Annotated in this window: 13 protein-coding genes and 1 pseudogene; 11 read left to right on the top strand and 3 right to left on the bottom strand. The window is 47.9% G+C overall.

Annotated elements, in window-relative coordinates; all coding sequences use genetic code 11:
• Positions 1-284 precede the first annotated feature (284 nt).
• Positions 285-1,721, top strand: a complete 1,437-nt coding sequence (locus MKZ12_RS28745) for an alanine/glycine:cation symporter family protein (RefSeq protein WP_339257903.1) — start codon at positions 285-287, stop codon at positions 1,719-1,721.
• Positions 1,722-1,869: 148 nt separating this feature from the next.
• Here the strand turns inward: MKZ12_RS28745 and MKZ12_RS28740 are convergent, their stop codons facing one another.
• On the bottom strand, positions 1,870-2,709 hold the full coding sequence (locus tag MKZ12_RS28740; protein WP_339257902.1) for a methyl-accepting chemotaxis protein: 840 nt from the start codon (positions 2,707-2,709) through the stop codon (positions 1,870-1,872).
• A gap of 283 nt (positions 2,710-2,992) precedes the next feature.
• Here MKZ12_RS28740 and MKZ12_RS28735 point away from each other — a divergent pair, with 283 nt between their 5' ends.
• Entirely contained in the window at positions 2,993-3,685 is a 693-nt protein-coding gene (locus tag MKZ12_RS28735; protein WP_339257901.1) for a cyclic nucleotide-binding domain-containing protein, read from the top strand.
• A 144-nt stretch (positions 3,686-3,829) separates the two neighbouring features.
• On the opposite strand, the gene pepT is transcribed toward MKZ12_RS28735, so the two are convergent.
• A complete protein-coding gene (pepT, locus tag MKZ12_RS28730; RefSeq protein WP_339257900.1) occupies positions 3,830-5,068 on the bottom strand; it encodes a peptidase T in 1,239 nt (412 codons plus the stop codon).
• Positions 5,069-5,386: 318 nt separating this feature from the next.
• Here pepT and MKZ12_RS28725 point away from each other — a divergent pair, with 318 nt between their 5' ends.
• Both MKZ12_RS28725 and MKZ12_RS28720 read left to right on the top strand, forming a co-directional pair.
• Positions 5,387-5,581, top strand: coding sequence for a 2-hydroxymuconate tautomerase family protein (locus MKZ12_RS28725; protein ID WP_253441854.1), 195 nt, complete (start codon positions 5,387-5,389; stop codon positions 5,579-5,581).
• A gap of 44 nt (positions 5,582-5,625) precedes the next feature.
• On the top strand, positions 5,626-6,660 hold the full coding sequence (locus MKZ12_RS28720; protein WP_339257899.1) for an NADH:flavin oxidoreductase/NADH oxidase: 1,035 nt from the start codon (positions 5,626-5,628) through the stop codon (positions 6,658-6,660).
• Positions 6,661-6,939: 279 nt separating this feature from the next.
• Here MKZ12_RS28720 and MKZ12_RS28715 read toward each other — a convergent pair whose 3' ends face one another.
• Positions 6,940-7,707, bottom strand: coding sequence for a class I SAM-dependent methyltransferase (locus MKZ12_RS28715; protein WP_339257898.1), 768 nt, complete (start codon positions 7,705-7,707; stop codon positions 6,940-6,942).
• A 257-nt stretch (positions 7,708-7,964) separates the two neighbouring features.
• On the opposite strand from MKZ12_RS28715, the gene MKZ12_RS28710 reads away from it, so the two are divergent.
• The 7 genes and pseudogenes from MKZ12_RS28710 to MKZ12_RS28680 all read left to right on the top strand — a co-directional run bounded on the left by MKZ12_RS28710 (position 7,965) and on the right by MKZ12_RS28680 (position 18,980).
• Positions 7,965-8,390 (top strand): SRPBCC domain-containing protein, encoded by a 426-nt coding sequence (locus MKZ12_RS28710; RefSeq protein WP_339261551.1) that lies wholly within the window; start codon positions 7,965-7,967, stop codon positions 8,388-8,390.
• A 288-nt stretch (positions 8,391-8,678) separates the two neighbouring features.
• Positions 8,679-11,774 carry an ATP-binding protein gene (locus MKZ12_RS28705; protein WP_339257897.1) on the top strand — a complete coding sequence of 1,032 codons (3,096 nt, stop codon included), beginning with the start codon at positions 8,679-8,681 and terminating at the stop codon, positions 11,772-11,774.
• A gap of 261 nt (positions 11,775-12,035) precedes the next feature.
• Positions 12,036-13,199, top strand: a complete 1,164-nt coding sequence (locus MKZ12_RS28700; RefSeq protein ID WP_339257896.1) for a response regulator — start codon at positions 12,036-12,038, stop codon at positions 13,197-13,199.
• A 26-nt stretch (positions 13,200-13,225) separates the two neighbouring features.
• On the top strand, positions 13,226-14,572 hold the full coding sequence (locus MKZ12_RS28695; RefSeq protein WP_339257895.1) for a deoxyribodipyrimidine photo-lyase: 1,347 nt from the start codon (positions 13,226-13,228) through the stop codon (positions 14,570-14,572).
• 279 nt (positions 14,573-14,851) lie between these two features.
• Positions 14,852-16,027 (top strand): acyltransferase, encoded by a 1,176-nt coding sequence (locus tag MKZ12_RS28690; protein ID WP_339238651.1) that lies wholly within the window; start codon positions 14,852-14,854, stop codon positions 16,025-16,027.
• A 1,589-nt stretch (positions 16,028-17,616) separates the two neighbouring features.
• Positions 17,617-18,051, top strand: a pseudogene (locus MKZ12_RS28685) (HNH endonuclease); the annotation flags it as partial.
• A gap of 269 nt (positions 18,052-18,320) precedes the next feature.
• On the top strand, positions 18,321-18,980 hold the full coding sequence (locus tag MKZ12_RS28680) for a TVP38/TMEM64 family protein (protein WP_339257894.1): 660 nt from the start codon (positions 18,321-18,323) through the stop codon (positions 18,978-18,980).
• Positions 18,981-18,990 lie beyond the last annotated feature (10 nt).

Here is an 18,990-nt window from a genome sequence, read left to right as displayed (position 1 = left end):
GGTAAAGGCGGTTAACTCCGCCATGAACTCTCGTTCCAGTGTAATCGTTCCGTTCCCTCTTGTATAGAACCTGACATGTTAGGTTAAATGACAATGATTGGGCGATCAAAGAACATTTTTAAATTTAAATATTGAAATTGCATGTAGGTATTTGTCGATTTTCGTAGATGCCCTTGTAGTATAAGTAACATCCCCAACTCCGGGGCAAGTATTGTGCAGAATGGTACAAACTTTTCGCGTGAACCATCTCTGTAATTGAAATACACCATAAAAGGGGCATACCGATGGAGCAAACAATACAAGATATTGTCGGCATTTTCAATGATTTTCTATGGTCCAAAGTGTTAATTATATTATTGGTAGTATGTGGTATATACTTCACCACCAAGACCCGATTCATGCAATTCCGCATGCTTGGAGATATGGTGAAGGTGCTTCTAGAGCGGAAAAGCAAGGAGCCAGGCAAAATTTCCCCTTTTCAGGCGTTCTGTATCAGTATGGCGGCCCGTGTAGGTACAGGGAATATTACCGGTATAGCATTGGCTATCGCATTGGGGGGACCTGGTGCTATATTCTGGATGTGGATCATTGCAATTATCGGATCAGCCTCCAGTTTTGTGGAGAGTACGCTCGCTCAGATCTATAAAGTGAAGGATAAGGGTGGATTCCGTGGGGGTCCGGCGTATTATATGGAGCGTGGGCTGGGCAAACGCTGGATGGGGGTTTTATTCGCCATTCTCATTACGCTTTCATTCGGTTTGGTCTTTAATGCGGTGCAGTCCAACACCATTACCGTAGCATTCCAAAACTCATTTGGTACGGATCGGTTAACGGTAGGGATCATTATGGCTGTGATATTTGCTGGGATTATTATGGGCGGTGTCAAACGGATTGCAAAGGCCTCGGAATACATCGTCGTTGTGCTTGCTGTATTGTACATTGGGGTAGCGGCTTTTGTGGTGCTGGCGAACATTACCCAGCTTCCGGCCATGATTGCGTTAATTGTGAAAAGTGCCTTCGGCATCGAACAGGTGGCTGGCGGAACGTTGGGCGCGGCACTGATGAACGGTGTGAAACGCGGATTGTTTTCCAATGAGGCAGGTATGGGTAGTGCCCCGAATGCGGCTGCAACAGCAGATACAACACATCCGGTGAAACAGGGACTCATTCAGGCGTTTGGCGTACTGACAGATACGTTGGTAATATGTACAAGTACCGCCATGATTATTTTGCTATCAGGAGTGTACAAAGGCTCCAGTCTGGGTGGCATTGAGTTAACTCAGGCTGCATTAAGTGTTCATATTGGTTCATGGGCATCGGGATTCCTGGCGGTTATGGTGTTCCTGTTTGCCTTCAGTACACTCATCGGAAATTATTACTACGGGGAAACCAACATTGAGTTTATCAAATCCAACAAAGTTTGGCTGTGGGTATACCGCATTTGCGTCATCGCGATGGTGGTGTTTGGCGCAGTTGCCAAAGTTCAGCTAGTGTGGGATTTGGCTGACCTGTTCATGGGGCTGATGGTGGTGGTGAACCTGATTGCCATCCTGATGCTGTCCAAGGTCACCTTTGAAGCATTGAAGGACTACAAGAAGCAGAAGGCTGAAGGACGTGACCCCGTCTTTACGCGTGACCGGATTCATATTCCGGGTGAAGTGGAGTGCTGGCAGTCGGAAGAAGAAGTTATTGGAGATAAATCAATACATGTAGCCAATTAAGATTTCATCTGAATATCGTTGGTCATATACAAATGGACATAACAAAAAACAGGACTTGGATTATCCATCATGGGCAACCCGAGTCCTGTTTGTTGCATATAAGATGTATCTTCACACGAGTTGAAGTTCATCTGGATATACATATAATTTATTTATTAACCGAATAGCTGATCAGTTGCTCGGACAGAGCTTTCATTCGTGCACCTGTTTCATTAAGCTGCTCAATCACATCCGTGAAGGATGATACAAGCGTTGCTTGTTCCTGTGAAGAGGCAGCAATCTGGGAGACTTCAACTTCCATCTGTTTGATAACCTGTTGTACATCTCTCAGGCTGGTATCGATATCACTTGTAGCCTGTTTGGCATCCACAGAGAGTTTGCGTACTTCCGAAGCCACCACGCCGAAGCCGGCACCAGCTTCACCAACACGAGCAGCTTCAATAGCGGCATTCAGACCAAGCAAATTGGTCTGTTCAGAGATTTCACGAATGAATCCGGCTACCTTGTTGATTTGGGAAGAGTTCTGAACAGCAAGTCTTGTGTTCTGCAAGATCTGTTCACTGGTTGCTTGCAATTCTTCGGCATGGGCGGAGACATGCTGCACCATATCAACGAGGTTTCCATTGATGGTTTGATTTTCTTGTATAATGTCTTCAAGCTGGTTCTGATTGGATTGGTCGTAAGATACACAGAAAACAGCAACAACATTTTGGTTATCATCAAAGATCGGAATATTCAGGGTATCAAGTTCAATACCAAAAACCTCCTTGGGAATCGTGGAAAGACTGGCTTCTCTTCCGTTTTTCAAGACGGCGAAGTTCTGGAATGAGTCCAAGAGCGCCATTCCTTTTTCAAAACCAAGGTCAAACTTGTCGGTGGTTATAACCTCCAATACCTTTTCGTGATCATATACAGTTAAACTGGCTGGTTCTCTAAGGATCTTGCTGATATAAGGCATTACTTTAAGCAGGGCATCTACAACGTTCATGGAAGAGGACCATCCTTTCAATATTTGAATGTAATATATATAACGATCTATGGAATGCTCTATCTTTCATCGGACAGAAAGTGCGTTTCGTGAACGGCATTTTGCACGAATGAATGAACATTTTATGATTAAATTTTAAAATATTTACCATTTGAAATGATTTACTGGATATAAGTGTTAGCTGTAACTATTTTTATATCAAGATATTTGTACGAGTGTATATCAATTATGGGACATATGTCCCTTTGTGTACGTTATATACGATAACGGAGGGGACGTCGGAATGAAAGAAATCATGGACTTTGGACTAGTGCGACAACTCGCCCGTGAGAATGGGTTGGATCAGGTGCTGGACGAGTCTGCACTCGCTGAGTTGCGACTACTTGAGGCTGCAAAGGGCGAGATGATCTGTTCCAAAGGTGAGCGACCCGAGCGATTGTATTTTCTCGTGCAGGGCAAGCTCAAGATCTATACTACCCTGCCTAACGGAAAGTCTCTGTTGCTTCGTTTCAGTACACCACTTGCGCTCGTGGGAGATTTGGAACTGGTGAATGGCAAGGAGGCTATGAATACGGTAGAGTCTGTGAGTAAAAGCCTGTTGCTGGGTATCAGCTATCGTTCTCTCCAGAATACGTATGCAGAGAACCCTAAATTTCTCCACTTCATGCTGAGTCAAGTTACACACAAATTGTATACCTTTTCTAACCTGTCGAGTCTGAATATGTTATACCCGGTCGAGAGTCGCTTTGCCAGTTATCTGCTGTCCACAATGGGCCAGGACGATTCCTCTTCGGAAGAAATCCAGACCTCCAAGCTCACCGAACTCGCCGATATGCTGGGTACCAGCTATAGACATCTTAATAGAGTCGTTCAAGATCTGTGTAATCGAAATATTATTCGCAAGGTGCAGCGTAAGCTTCTGATCTGTGATCTGGAACAGTTGCGTGCCATCGCGGGGGGCAATATATATGAGTGATGGCATCTAAAATAAAGATCAAGCCAGCATATATGTACGACATGACGCGGTACAACAAAATACAATATGGCATAACAAAGAGCACCCTCCCGAATATACGAAGGGGTACTCTTTGTGCTCTTTGTGCACTGCACGTCAAGTGGATTAGATATCTCCGCGCTGCTCGAACAATTGAGCGATCTCTACAATAACATGGGTTGCCTTCACCATATTGTCTACCGATACATATTCGAATTTGCCATGGTAGTTCTCGCCGCCAGTGAAGATATTTGGTGTTGGCATGCCCATATAGGATAGCTGGGAACCATCTGTTCCTCCCCGGATGGGACGAATAACAGGTTCGATATCCAGTCGGGTCATGGCTTCATGAGCAATGTCGACGATCTGGCGTACGGGTTCAATTTTCTCGCGCATGTTATAGTACTGGTCACTCAACTCAACCGTAATGCTTTTCTCTCCATACTTGGTCTTCAGTTCGTTCGCGATCTGGAGCAGATTTGTTTTGCGCTCTTCAAACTTCTCCCGGTTGAAATCACGGATGATGTAACTCATCTTAGTCAGTTCAACGTCACCCTCCAGAGACAACAGATGGTAGAAACCATCATAACCGTCCGTGAATTCAGGAGCTTCCTCCACAGGCAGGCGTCGATTCAATTCCATCGCAATTTTCAAAGAATTCACCATCTTATCCTTCGCTGTTCCGGGATGTACATTGGTGCCTCGTACGGTAATTTTGGCGGCTGCTGCATTAAAGCTCTCGTATTCGAGCTCGCCAAGTGGTCCGCCATCAACTGTGTACGCATATTTGGCTCCAAAAGCACCTACATCGAATTTGTGCGGTCCACGGCCAATCTCTTCATCCGGGGTAAAAGCAACCCGAATCTTACCGTGTTTCACTTCCGGGTGCTCAATCAGATAGGCCATCGCGGTCATAATCTCGGCAATGCCTGCCTTATTGTCTGCACCAAGTAACGTTGTACCGTCGGTTGTGATCAGGGTGTGGCCTTTATATTCGTGCAGTTCCGGGAAATCCTTGTTGGACAGCACGACATCCAGTTCCGAGTTCAGCACAATATCAGCACCGTCATAGTTATCGATAACCTGTGGTTTGACATTTTTGCCAGTAAAGTCGGTCGCTGTGTCGAGGTGAGCCAGGAAACCAATGACGGGAACATCCTTGTCGGTATTGGATGGCAGGGTAGCCATGACATAACCGTTCTCATCCATCGTTACATCTTGCAGACCAATGGAGGTGCACTCTTCAACGAGCAGTTTGCCCAAGGCCAGTTGGCCGGGTGTGGAAGGGCATGTCTCACTATTTTCATCGGATTGGGTATCCATCTGAACATAAGTACTCAGTCTTTGAATTAATATATCTTTCATCTATTTTCTCTCCCTAGCTTGAGTAGTGTATAAGTTGAGCTACTTTGTTTTACACTGATCCACTACGAGTCCAGAATAACCTTGTGATCGCTGTTTATCGTGTATCCGTTCGTCGCAACTTATGTAAATTGGGTATATTAATTATTGTGGCTCTCTAAGGTTATCATATCACGTTTTGCAGGGATTTCCAGAATGGGACAGAGCGATATATGAGGATAACTAGGTATCAAAAAGGGTACTAGGTCACAAAAATGTACGTACTTGTATTTCTATAACTGAGGTTCATAATGAATGATGAAGAAAGGATGGGTTCTAGACATGCCATTTATCACGGTTAAGGTACTGGAAGGCAAGTCGGTTGAGCAAAAACGTCAGTTGATTGAACGTATGACTCAGGTGGCTTGTGAGACACTGGATGTTGATCCGAGCAAAGTCTTTATCTTCATTGAGGATTTGGAGAAGGACAATTACGGCAAGAATGGTAAACTGTTTTCGGATTTAGACAATAAGTAAGGCTTCATATATATCATGATCAAGGAACAGGAGATGCAGCAACAATGACTGAGCAATTATTTTCGCCTTATCAATACAAAAGCTTGCAATTGAATAACCGTGTCGTTATGGCACCGATGTGCCAATATTCTGTCACTGCGAAGGATGGCATTCCAAACGATTGGCACCAGGTCCACTATGTAAGCCGTGCGGTTGGTGGTACTGGACTCATCGTGATTGAGATGACCGATGTCGATCCGGATGGACGTATTACCGATAATGACTTGGGTATATGGTCAGATGAGCATGTACCTGCCTTCACCAAACTGGTAGAGGGAATCCATGCCTACGGCTCCAAAGTCGCCATTCAGATCGCACATGCGGGACGAAAAGCAGAGGATGCACCGCAGCCGGTTGCCCCATCGGTAGTTACATTCCCGGGAGAAAACTACAAGGAGCCACGTGCGTTAAGTACGGAAGAGGTAGAAGCCATGGTGCAGAAGTTCGCAGATGGTGTTCGCCGCGCAGTACAGGCTGGAGTGGATACCATAGAGCTTCACGGTGCACACGGATACCTGATCCACCAATTCCATTCCCCGCTGATGAATCATCGTGAGGATGTATATGGGCAAGATCTCTCCCGTTTCGGCGTTGAGATCATTCGGGCAGTGAAAAAAGAAATGCCCGCAGATATGCCGCTGATTATGCGGATTTCGGCTGTAGAATACGCGGATGGTGGATACGACATCGACCATACGATCAACATCGCCCGTGCCTACCAAGATGCAGGCGTGGACATGTTCCATATCAGTTCAGGTGGCGAAGGACCTTCGGGACAGCGGAAACCGGGGAACTATCCGGGGTATCAGGTACCCTTTGCCCGTCGCTTCCGTGAAGAATTGAACGTTCCTGTCATCGCAGTGGGTATGCTGGAGGATGCAGCATTGGCTCAGGCAGTGATTGGAAACGGCGATGCGGACCTGGTTGCCGTAGGAAGAGGCATGTTGCGTGATCCGTATTGGGCGAACCATGCCGCTCTGGAACTGGGTGTCAGCAAGGATCAAGCTGCCATTGCAGAGCAATATTCTCGTGGATACTAATTTGCACTAAATTTATATTTACACTTGCCACCCCCATGACAGAATAACTTTCCGAGCGCTGTTATCCTCAGATTTTTTGATTTACTTTTACAAAGGTGAAAAACTGAGGATAAAGGCGAACGCTCCGCTTCTTCAAGTTATTTCTGTCCTCTGCGTTCTCGTGTAAATGTTCATTGCAAATCCTATATAGTAAAAAAAGAAGGCCACAGCAGGGGCTAAACCTTATGCTGTGGCCTAATTTTCTATTAGTGAGATTCATGTAGACTAATTTACTGATTACTACACTCTTCGAGTTGCTTCATAGACGAATTTTTGATTCGACTGTGTAGGCGGCTGATCCGGGTTAAAGTCAGCGTATACTTTAATATCAGAGAAACCAATATGTTCAAGAATCAGGCGTAACTCTTCTACGCCGTACCAACGCAGAGTGAGTTGTTGCATCTCTGTAGCGACAAGTTGACCCTGATGCCATTGTTCGTAGCGAATCAGACTTTCTTTATACTGGTGTAGAAGGTTCACTTCAATGGTTGTGACTTCTACTGTAATCGTATCACCATCAGGTAATGGAACGGTTGATGTTTCTATCGAAGAGGGCTGTGTTACATCGGGTAGAAACAGATCAAACACAAGTCTGCCGCCAGGTTCCAAATGTTGAAATAGACTACGCAATGCGTTAATCGAAGCCTCTCTGTCTTGAATGAGGAGCAGGGAACCTCCAGGGATGATAATGGTTTCGTATCGATAGGGAAGGTCAAGCTTCTCCAGATCGGCAACAAACAGCTCGGGCATAGGCAGTGCACGCTCGGTGCAACGAGAACGACAAGAGTCAATCATATCGGTTGAATAATCAAGTCCATCCACCTTCAAGCCTGCTTCAAGCAAAGGAATGAGCATCCGGCCTGAACCAGACATGGCTTCAAGAATTCGTCCTTTGCAGCCTTGAAGATAGTGGCGATAAAATTCAATATCTCCTCCCAAGGAGTGTCCCACTGGCTTGGTTAGATCATAAACGGTGGTGCATAATGGACCGTAATAACTGAATGACATGGTATAGGTATCCCCCACATTTCAATATATAATATCGAGACTGTAGAAGGGCTGGAATGGAATTATCCCTTCCGGCAACGGTTGGAATTGGATTTTTCAGAGCAGACTATCATAGGAATCACGCACCTTATATGTAGTATATTCCAATTATGGGGTGAGAGCAGAATAGAGGTCAATACTTTTCTTGGCCGTTATATGAATCCATTTGACATGAATCTTAAAATCTCAAACAATGAATTAATATATCCAAGGAGGCGATACGAGTGGAATCATCATCAAGTGCATTACCGGATATCCGGCAGGAGCTTGTGCTCCAAGCACCTGTAGAGAAGGTGTGGGAGATGGTCTCAACCGCGCAAGGACTGGAGGCTTGGTTCATGCCGGGCAATCTGGAACCTGTGGAAGGGCATGAATTTATATTGGAAGCAGGCCCTTTCGGTCAGTCACCATGTCAGGTAACGGAGGTTCTGCCGCTGCACAAGCTGTCTTTTCGCTGGGGTAAGGACTGGACGTTGACGTTCCAACTGAATGAACAGCCAGAAGGTACGGATTTCACACTGATTCACAGCGGTTGGGATGCGGATAAACTAACTGAGTTTGGACAGGCACATGCAATGGTGCGGGAACGTATGGAACAGGGATGGGCCGGAATCGTTCAGAAGCTTGCCCAAGTGGTTAAATAATCAGTGAGATTCGATTCAGATTTATAAAAGATCATCATCTAAGTTAATTCATTCCATCAACCCCAGGACCTCTAGCCCGTTCATTCGGGTGAACAGCGGCCTGGGGTTCGTTGCTGTACCAAACCAAGATTCGGCGGAAAGAGACAGGAAACCTTCAAATTATAAGGAAGTTACCGATTATGATACGGAAACTATTTCAGTGAGCACTAGAAACGTTTAAAATGATGAATAGGAATAAAACGACAAAATTAGACGTCTCTCGCCCTTGTGGATGGAAGGAATATATAGATGAGAAAACACTGGATTATGCTGACCCTAAGTTTCATATGCATTGTCATTTTTCCGCTGGGCTGGATTGCCCAGACGATAATTAGCGAGCGGGGTAACCCCCAGGCTATGGATGGGAAAATTGATCTGACCCAATGGGACTTTGATCGCAAGGGTGCAGCGCCTTTAAAGGGAGTTTGGGATTTCTACCCTGGGCAGTTACTGAGCCCGGCAGATATTGAAGCGAGTGTATCTGGACGCAAGCCATTGCCGGCTTCGTCTGGCACTCAGGTTCCGGCCCGATGGAACAAATCTCTCGGACAAGCACATGGGTATGGAACCTATCATGTGCAAGTACAGCTTACACCCCGAACGACCAAAAACGATTATGGCATACGCACGAAGAATATACGTATGGCTCACCGGGTATTTATTGATGGCAAAGAGATTGGCGGGAATGGACTGCCAGGAAAGACCCCGGCGACAGATGTACAATTAAACCTGCCTTTTACAGGGTTCACCTCCATTGAAGGAAACACGGCTGACATTATCATTCAGGTATCAAACTATAGTTATTCTTCCGGGGGCATTGTAGCGCCCATCTTGTTTGGAGACGAACATAGTATTCTGAAAAGCCAGCAGCAGGATTGGCTCAAGGATCTGATGACCTTATTCGGTTTTATCTTGCCAGCCGCCTTTTTTCTACTTCTGTTCAGATTGCGGCGTACGGAGAAGGAGCTTCGTTTCCTCGGATTATTCAGCCTTTCCGGTGCGGTATACGCTCTGACCCATGGGGAGAAGTTACTTGGGACGTTTGTACCGTTTCTGACCAACAATGAGATGCTTCGAATTCAACTCCTTAGTTCAGCCTTTGCCTATTACTTTTTGCTTCGGTATATGGATGCCCGGGTGCCAGGAGCAGTTCATCAGTGGTTTGTACGTCTGGCTGTCGTGCTACTCGTTACGCAGACCATTGTCGGTCTTACGCTCCCTCCAGCTCTATTCTCGATGCTTGAGCTTCCCATGTTGCTGATCTCGCTTGTTGTCATGCTCTACACGCTGCGAGCCATGTTCTATTGGTTAAAAGGACGGCCGAATGATAGCCACTTTGCACTGGTGAGCATGATGAGCATACTCATGGTTGTTGTGTTGCATACAATTGGTGCATTCACTACCCTAGACACAGCGTTCCTAGCGCTGATTGAACTTTTATTATTTGTATTTGCCCAGATGATTGTGACCGCCATCCGCTTCGCCCAATCATTCCGCGACGTGGAAGCCCTGTCGGAGCGGTTGCTCGCCATCGACAGCCTCAAGGACGAGTTCATGGCAAATACGTCTCATGAGCTGCGAACTCCCCTGCATGGCATCATTAATATTGCACAATCGATGCTGGAAGGTGCGGCCGGAGCAGTCACACCCAAGCAAGCCAAAAATCTGTCCATGATTACTTCAACCGGCAAGCGACTTTCACTGTTGGTTAACGACATTTTGGATTTTTCCAAATTAAAAAATAGTGAGATTGAGTTGAAACGGGTAGCTGTAGATCTGGAATCCGTTGCTCGTACTGTAGTTGAAGTCTCGGGGTTCACGTTTGAGGACAAGCCGGTTATATTGATTCAGCAATGGCCCCAGTCCTTGCCGCTTGTTGAGGCAGACGAAGACCGTCTCCGGCAGGTTTTGTATAACCTGCTGGGCAACGCCTATAAATATACTGAGCAGGGTGAGATTCGGTTGTATGCCAGTGTTGAAAGGGATTGGGTGAAGGTATCCGTTGCCGATACGGGGGTAGGCATCGCCCTGGACAAACAAGAAGATATTTTCCGGGCGTATGAGCAGAGTAACGGAACCGTGGAACGGGTGAATAATGGAACCGGACTCGGTCTGAGTATTACACGGAAACTTGTCGAGCTTGGCGGAGGTGAGATCTGGGTTGAATCGGAGCCGGGACAAGGTTCGACCTTTCATTTCACCCTGCCTGTTATGAAATTGCCGCTGCTGCAATCTCATACGAAACCCGCTGCCGCACGATATGTTGCTGCACAAGGGGTGGGGGCGAAGGAGATTGTGACGAGAGAGTCAGATGAGCCGGAAGATCTTGTGGAAGGAGAGCATACCATTCTGATTGTAGACGATGATCCCGTCAATCGACAGGTCTTGCTTAACCTGTTATCGACGGAGCGGTATCGTGTGATTGCAGCGGACAGCGGGTCCACTGCATTGAAACTCCGTGATGAATTTCCGTCCATTGATCTGGTTATTACGGACTGGATGATGCCCAAAATGTCCGGGCTTGAGTTATGTCGCAAGCTGCGCGAGCACAGTTCCTTGTCTGAGTTGCCGATTCTGATGCTGACCGCCCGAGGGTTGCCTGAAGATATCAAACACGGATTTCAGGCGGGAGCCAATGACTTTCTGAGCAAACCGGTGGATGCCGGTGAATTGCGAGCCAGAGTTCGGACGTTAATTGAAATGCGGAGTTCGGTGCAGGAAGCTATCCGGACCGAAATGGCCTTTTTGCAGGCCCAGATCAAGCCTCACTTTCTATATAATGCACTCAATGTCATTATCGCGACCTGTGCAGTGAATCCGGACAAAGCAACCGATCTGCTGATTGAACTCAGTCATTACCTGCGTGGAAGCTTTGACTTCCAGAACAGGGAGCAGCTTGTTCCTTTGACCAAAGAGCTGGAATTGGTGGAATCGTATGTGCATCTGGAACAGGCCAGATTCGAGGAAAGACTGGTGGTTGAATATGAGGTGGAGCCGGATGTGCAGCTCTATTTGCCACCTCTCAGCATCCAGCCACTTGTGGAGAATGCCATTCGACACGGCGTGATGGAGCGGGCAGCCGGCGGGACAGTTCATCTTAGGATTTTCAAAGAGAGTGAGCATGTGGTCGTGCAGGTCCAGGATGATGGTGTGGGTATCCCTCCCGAGCGTATGGCTCAGGTCAAGTCTGGGAAAACCGAAGGTCCTGGAGGTGTCGGGCTGCAAAATATAAACCGCCGCCTGATGTCTCTCTATGGTCAGGGACTGGAGATTCATAGCCATGTGGGTAAAGGCACACAGATCCGGTTCCGCATCCCTGTGCAAAAGGTGGATTATACCAAATAGTGTGCCGAGTTAAGCATTTATGGTTAACAGACTAGGGAGGGGCTGAAAACTCCGAAGGAAGCAGATTTTGCCGAATTTTCGTTCCAAGCCAGGAAATTTTACGCAGGCGTGTCGGGGCACGTCAAGGGAAAGTGACGCAGCAGGGGGCGAAAAGGCGGTAAAAGATGCACTTCAGCGAGTTTTGAGACACGACCTAATAAGCGGATGCCGATAGAATCGGCATTCTAATTGAATCTTTCATGGCAGGAGGCTGAAAGAACGGTGAGAGCCATTGTGATCGATGATGAGAAGCCAGCGCAGCTCCATCTGGAGCGCTTACTACGGACAGACGGACGGATTACATCCGTGCAATGTTTTTCAACAGCTCGTGATGGTCTTCATTTTCTGGCAAAGGAACGTGTAGATGTTGTGTTTTTGGACATTGGAATGCCGGAAATGAATGGCCTGGAAGCGGCTGAATATATACAGCAATTGGATCAGAGTATTCGTATCATCTTTGTGACGGCTTATGCGGATCATGCGGTTGAGGCATTTGAGCTGCATGCACTGGATTATGTGCTTAAGCCGGTAAGCTCCGCACGATTGGCCAAAACCATTGATCGGATCGCGGGCATAATGTCGTATCATTCCCAGGTTGCAGCTAGCGCCGAGGTACAGGCATCGGAACCTGTCTCTGTGGAGCTGGATACCGAGGTTCCGGGGCTGCTAACGTTCAAACATCTGGACATCTATAAAAGCCTAGAACAGGGTGCCGAGAAACATAAGTGGCGTACAACCAAAGCGCAGGAACTATTTGCTTTTTTGTTTCATCACAGGGAAGAGTGGGTAAGCAAGGAGATTCTGCTTGATCAGCTATGGGGTGATGTTTCCCAGGAAAAAGGTCTAACACATCTACATACCTCCGTGTACCAGATTCGAAAGCTTTTTAAGGAATGGAATATGACAGGCAAGCTGGAGTACAATATGAACCGCTATCGTCTGTTATCAGGCAACCTGGTAAGTGATGTGGATCAATTTGAGAAAGCCATGGTCTACAACGCCATCACATCAGACAATATCGATGATCTGAGACATATGATTCCACTCTATCGTGCCGATTATCTGGAAGAGCATGATTATCGTTGGGCACAGGCCAAAGCAAGGGAACTCAGACGCAAGTATACAGGGCTGGTTATGGACATCGCGAGATGGGATATGGAGCATGGTCGTGGCAAGGAAGCAATTGAGCAATTAACGTTATTGCAGGAACGGGAGCCTTATTTGGAAGAAGTCTGCCGACTCATGATGGAAGTGTATGCATCTATGGATGATCAGCAAGGCATACTTCGTTTATATCATTCATTTACATTGACATTAAGTGAGGATCTGGGGCATCAGCCGGAGCCGGAGACAAGCCGGTTATATCAGAATCTGACGGATAAATAAACGAAGTTCAGACAGGAGGGTGAGGCATGAAGCTATTCATACACCGCAAAGATCTGCGTACGGATGATCTGGCGGCATTTGATTATTTGCGGGAACACGAAGAAGAGAGTGTGCATGTTCTCATCTATGATCCATTTCTCCTGCGGCAAGGCCGAGAGAAGGAACACAGCGGTGTGAATTTTAGACAGCATGCAGCGGCATTAGGCAGGCAGTATCTTGAAGCCAAACGAAAACTGCATGTTGCTTATGGCAAACCGGCTGAAGTGGTTGATTTTATCCTGAACGAATTCAAAGGCGAGATGAATGAGGTTGTGGTCCATCGGGACATGACGCCATATGCAATTGAGCGGGATAGGGCCATACGCAAAGTCAGTGAGGCATACGAGGTTCCCTTTACGCAACTGACGGATCATCTGCTGATGGATCTGAATGGATTCGCGAATTTCACGGGCAAGTCGGAGCCTTATAAGGTATTTGCGGCTTTTCATCGGCGGTGGGTGGAATTCATGAATGAACATCCCAATCCTCCTTCGGCAACAACGGTTGCCGAGTTGAAGGTGAGCGATCGTCCGATTGAATGGCCGGATGCGATGATGGTTCCTTCAGAGTTGCTGGAGGGCAGTGGTTCGAATGACGAGGACCCGCATCTCCTGCTGGATCAATTCTTATCGGATCGAATTGCTGAATATGGGGATCATCGGGATGAATATGAGGCTTACGAGCCGAGTCATCTCAGTTCGTATGTAGCGGTTGGAGCCGTGTCGATCCGCAAAATGTACGATGCCGCGAATCGCACGGCGGAAGCTGGAGAGTGGATCAGACAGCTGTGCTTCCGCGACTTTTATCTGTATCGGGCGGTCTATGAGAGTCACTATTTTACATATGAAAAGGTGTATGATCTCTCGTCACTCCATGATAATCATTTTGAACGGTGGTGCAGGGCAGAGACGGGCATTCCAATTATTGATGCAGCCATGACGGAACTGAATAAAACCGGGCATATGCCAAATCGGTTGCGGATTCTCACGGCGATGTTTCTCACCAAAAACCTGCAATGTCCGTTTACCTTGGGTGAAGCCTATTTCAGGCGCAAGCTGAGTGATTATGACAACATTCAGAACCGGGGTAACTGGCTATGGTGTGCCTCGCTTGGGGAGAATGCGGCTCCGTATTTTCGGGTGAACAACCCGGTAACGCAATCCGAGAAATATGATCCGCAAGGCGATTATATTCGTAAGTGGTTGCCTGAATTGAAAGACTTGCACAGCAAAGACATCCATCAGCCGCGCAAGGATGCCATTGTGGATCTCAAGGCATCGAGACAGTCAGCAATTGAGGTGTACAAACAGATTTTGGCGAGTCGTGGGAAGTAGACTCGGGCAGGGCGAGTTTAGTGTCTAACCAGATTTACCATTCTCATCCGGACGAACCAACAATAATTTGGTTGAAAGCAGGATGTTCGAAAGACCGCGTACTCGCGGTCTTTTTTACATATATAGACATGAAAATAGTGTGAAATGTGTTGAAAATTTAGGAATTATTAAGAAATTGGACTACCCATCTTAAGCAATATGGCTTTTAATAGATAGAGAGCTTTAATGTATTAAGTCATATCTGACATATTGACGAACATATGAAGGAGAAACGTGAACATGAGTGAAACACTGAAAAGAGAGCGAATTCCAGAGCTGAATCTGGTACGTGCCATGGCAATTATCGGCGTACTATGCGTGCACTCCACATCTTATGCGACGGTGGACATGACGGGCTCAGGCTACTACTGGCTGTACAACTTTATTAATATTTTTATGAAATATGGTACGCCAACCTTTATTTTTATGAGCAGTTTCGTACTGTTCTACAACTATTATTCCCGTCCGCTGGACAAGAAACTCGTAAGTAATTTTTACAAGAAAAGATTCGTGTATATATTGCTTCCGTATTTCCTGTTCTCATTGATGTATTTTGTTATTCTGCACTTCACGCACTATCAGGGTCGACCGTTCGGCGAAACGGCTGTAAGCTTCATAACGAAATTGTTTACGGGGAAAGCATATACGCATCTGTACTTTGTATTCATTAACATGCAATTTTATCTGTTATTCCCATTGGTGTTATGGCTGCTCAAGAAGTATCCTTCTGTGGTGAAATGGTCTGTACCAATTGGTCTATTGATTCAATGGGCATTCATCGTAAGTAATAAATATGGATTCCAGGTACCCAACAAGGGAAGCTGGGCGTTCTCGTATTTTTCCTATTTCATGCTGGGTGCTTTTATCGGGGTGTATTTCCCTAAAATCAAGCAATGGTTCGTCATCAGTCGGGCCAATGCAACCAAAGGGCGCGTAGCTTCATGGATTCTGCTCTGGGCGGTGTGGATCATTGCCGGACTTGGCCATGTGTATATCTATTATCTGCTGCGTCTGAAGATCGCAACGTATAACACGCTATGGTATGAATTCTTCTGGAATGTTCATACTTTCGCCTGTGCCCTGGTCCTGATCCAGGTCGCTTATCTGCTCTATCGCAAAGGGCCATCACTGATCGTGAAGCCGCTAAACCGGCTTGGAGCTCTGTCGTTTGGGATCTATCTGATTCATCCATTCTTCCTGCTGGTGTATCGTGAATTTCCACCGCAAACAGGAGTCTCCTGGTTAGTGCATCTGTGGTATGCCGGAGGATTCGGGGTAGCGCTGATCGCTTCGTGGATTGTCGTTGGATTGACGGCAAGGTTCGTTCCCTATGCGTGGGTCATCTTTGGCAATCTGCCGAAACCGAAACCGCGACTGGTACCTCAACAGAACTCGGGCCAACTGGACGTTCGTTAAGATGTATTTCCAACACAGGAATAATAAACCGTTTCTTGGTCGACCTTAGGGGAGAACAAGGAGCGGTTTTTTTTATCTATACGATAATCTGGATTATGGGGAACGAGTGTTTCTTTTTCATGGTTGAGGGGTAATCATATGGCGGAACGTTAATACATTATAGATAACAGGGTTAAGGTGAATAACATGACAACATGCGAAAAATGCGGGAGACCGATGCAGGATATATTGGAATATGTGGAACACATTCTTCACGAATGTAATGAACAGGCACAGGAGTACAACTCGAAAGATTATCAGGCCTATGGCCATGAGGGTGTTCACGAGCAGATGTGATACAATAGAAAGAAACCGGATTCATACGGAACCGAGGTGACAACATGGAGACGGGTCCAGCCCCTTTCCGGCAAGGAAAGACGGAACAAGAAGCGCGACTGAGCAAAACGTGTATGTATTGCGGACAACAGCGGGCGATGTCCGAATTCCGGCGCAGAACCGGAAAGCGGGCAGGTCCCGGAGCCAGGCGGGGAGCCTGCCGAAGCTGTCGTCAGCTCGGTGGACAGGCTGAACGTGGTACTCGTTCAATCGGGCATACAGGTGAACAGATAGAGCGTCAACGGGATGGAATGGTCGCCCGTGCTGCGGTTACGGACAGATCATCTGTCTCTGCGAAAAATGAAGCAGGTCAGATCGCTCATGGTATGGAGCGGGGATCTATTATGTCAACTGAGCCGGATCGAAGTCGAGTGCCTGAGCCCACATTGGACTCGACATCTTCGGATGACGATGAACACGCTGACTTGGTGATTTCCTCCCCCCCTTCTTCAGGAATTCGGAAGAAGCGGAGAAGACGGAGGAAGAGCAAGCCAGACGGAATGCAAGGTAATACGCAGAAAGAGGCTAGTCTGGAGCATGATGGTTTGGCGGGTGAGGCAGCAACCGATCTGGCTAAGCCACAGCCAGGCGATCGCTGGCGTGGGGAAATGCAGTCGCAGGACCCTGCTGCTGCGAATGCAAAGGGCACTGCACAGCGGGCTGGCGCGCGAGCAGCCGCTGCAGTGCAGGCCGCCGAACAGACTGCGGCGGCCCACCAAGCTCTGCTGCCTGCTGAGCCGCAAGGCCCGGCAGCAGAGCCCATGGCTGCGGATCAACCGACCGCAGCCAAACGCAAGCGCAAGCGCCGCCGCAAGCGTGCTGGCGCGCTCGCGCCCGGCGCAGGGCAGGCCCGCAGCATCGCTGCTGAGGCCCATGCGCCGGCACTGAGCGACCGTGGCGATGCAACCACGGTCGCTGCACCGACGGCGGCGGAGGCACAGCCTGCCGCCACCGGGCGCGAGCCTGGGCAAGCGCCGGGGGCTGCTGCGGAGGCAGGGCCTCCTGCGCCCGTGCGCCAGCCTGGCTCGCCAGGGACCAAGCCGCGCCAGGCGCGCAAGGAGCGTGTGCCTAAGGCGAACGGCGAAGACGCTGCCCGCGGTGCATCCGGGCAGCGGCCCGCGCATGCCAGCCGTAGTCACGGCGCTGGCACGGACGGCCGTCCTCGCCGCCAGACGCCGGCGGCTCCGGTAGCCATCGATCCGGAAGATCCGGCTTCGCTCCGGACCAACCGGCAAGGCATGGTACGGATGCGCGGCAAAACGGACAAGGGACGTCGCTGGCATCAAGAAGTGGACATGGAACTTGCGGTCACCCTGGTCAAGGAAAAAGCTGCTGTGGTGGTCAATCGGTACACGATTCGCCGATTGTTCAGCAACAAGGATTTCAAGCGGTATATTCTGACGCGGGATCACTATACCTGTTACTTCTGTGGATCGTACGGGGATACAATCGACCATCTGCTGCCGCGTGCCAAAGGTGGACATACCACCCCGCTTAACTGTGTCTGCGCTTGCAATCTCTGCAACCAGTCCAAAGCGGCAATGGATGCTGAAGAGTTCATGCGTTCCGGGATTCCTGAATGGAATGCTGCCCATCAGGCAGAGTTGATTGAACTCGCAATGCAGGAAGCACAGCTGGAAGAAGGATGATATACTCCCGAAGATAACATCGGGTTTTAATATGAAGAGCACACCAAACCACTAGAGGGTCGAGGTGTGCTTTTTGGATTTCATTTTGATTTCGGTGGGACGTCAGTTCACTGTGCGATAATTTCTTCAAATTGACAACGTTGTTCATGGAAGATGTACGTTATACTTGGAGTGAGTTGTGAAAGAAGCTTCATCATTCACTTGAATGATGAAAGGTATAGTGAGCATCAAACCTAAGAATGTAGATTGTATAGATTGGATGGATGCTAATGACCCCGGCAGCATTGGATATTATGTCATATATTACGGAAGAAAATATTCGTTTCTGGCTGGAGAAGTTTCGCTCTTTCGGCCCATTACCGGGAATATTGCTTACGTTTATGAAATCATTTGTGCCGCCACTTCCAACGCTGTTGATTGTGGGTGTGAACGGTGCGGTATACGGTCTGTGGGCAGGGTTCTTATATTCATGGATCGGCATGATTCTCGGTTGCACCGTGACATTTCTGATCGTACGGGAGATCGGGAAATCTGCCTTTGTGGAACGGTGGGCACGCAAACCTCGTGTGCAACGCAGCATGGTGTGGATTCGGAGGAACGCGTTCGGGTATGTCTTTCTGCTCAGTATCTTCCCGGTGGGTCCGTTCGTCATTATTAATGTGGCGGCAGGGATCGCGCGAATGCGGTTATTATCCTTCCTGCTTGCGGTGGGCTGTGGTAAAGCGATCATGATCTTCTCTGTGACGTATATCGGTTCCAATGTGGAACAATTTCTGGAGCACCCTGCACGCTGGGTGGGCGTATTGTTGTTCATTGCGGTTTCCTTGTGGGCAAGCCGCAAACTGGAGCGACACTTTACCCGGTCATCGTCAGATGGTGAAGAGTTGAGTGATCTGAATCAACCAACTGGAAAATCAATCTCCTCATAAACAAAAGGAA

It is taken from the genome of Paenibacillus sp. FSL R5-0713 (assembly GCF_037973325.1).
In the GTDB taxonomy this organism is placed as follows: domain Bacteria; phylum Bacillota; class Bacilli; order Paenibacillales; family Paenibacillaceae; genus Paenibacillus.
The sequence above is the reverse complement of the archived record's forward strand: the minus strand, read 5'-3'. Positions and strand labels throughout refer to the sequence as shown.

Excerpts from the sequence above, each read along its gene's own strand:
- MKZ12_RS28745 (WP_339257903.1), top strand. The coding sequence starts at position 285 with ATGGAGCAAACAATACAAGATATTGTCGGCATTTTCAATGATTTTCTA.
- MKZ12_RS28740 (WP_339257902.1), bottom strand. The coding sequence starts at position 2,709 with ATGAACGTTGTAGATGCCCTGCTTAAAGTAATGCCTTATATCAGCAAG.
- MKZ12_RS28735 (WP_339257901.1), top strand. The coding sequence starts at position 2,993 with ATGAAAGAAATCATGGACTTTGGACTAGTGCGACAACTCGCCCGTGAG.
- pepT (WP_339257900.1), bottom strand. The coding sequence starts at position 5,068 with ATGAAAGATATATTAATTCAAAGACTGAGTACTTATGTTCAGATGGAT.
- MKZ12_RS28725 (WP_253441854.1), top strand. The coding sequence starts at position 5,387 with ATGCCATTTATCACGGTTAAGGTACTGGAAGGCAAGTCGGTTGAGCAA.
- MKZ12_RS28720 (WP_339257899.1), top strand. The coding sequence starts at position 5,626 with ATGACTGAGCAATTATTTTCGCCTTATCAATACAAAAGCTTGCAATTG.
- MKZ12_RS28715 (WP_339257898.1), bottom strand. The coding sequence starts at position 7,707 with ATGTCATTCAGTTATTACGGTCCATTATGCACCACCGTTTATGATCTA.
- MKZ12_RS28705 (WP_339257897.1), top strand. The coding sequence starts at position 8,679 with ATGAGAAAACACTGGATTATGCTGACCCTAAGTTTCATATGCATTGTC.
- MKZ12_RS28695 (WP_339257895.1), top strand. The coding sequence starts at position 13,226 with ATGAAGCTATTCATACACCGCAAAGATCTGCGTACGGATGATCTGGCG.
- MKZ12_RS28690 (WP_339238651.1), top strand. The coding sequence starts at position 14,852 with ATGAGTGAAACACTGAAAAGAGAGCGAATTCCAGAGCTGAATCTGGTA.
- MKZ12_RS28680 (WP_339257894.1), top strand. The coding sequence starts at position 18,321 with ATGACCCCGGCAGCATTGGATATTATGTCATATATTACGGAAGAAAAT.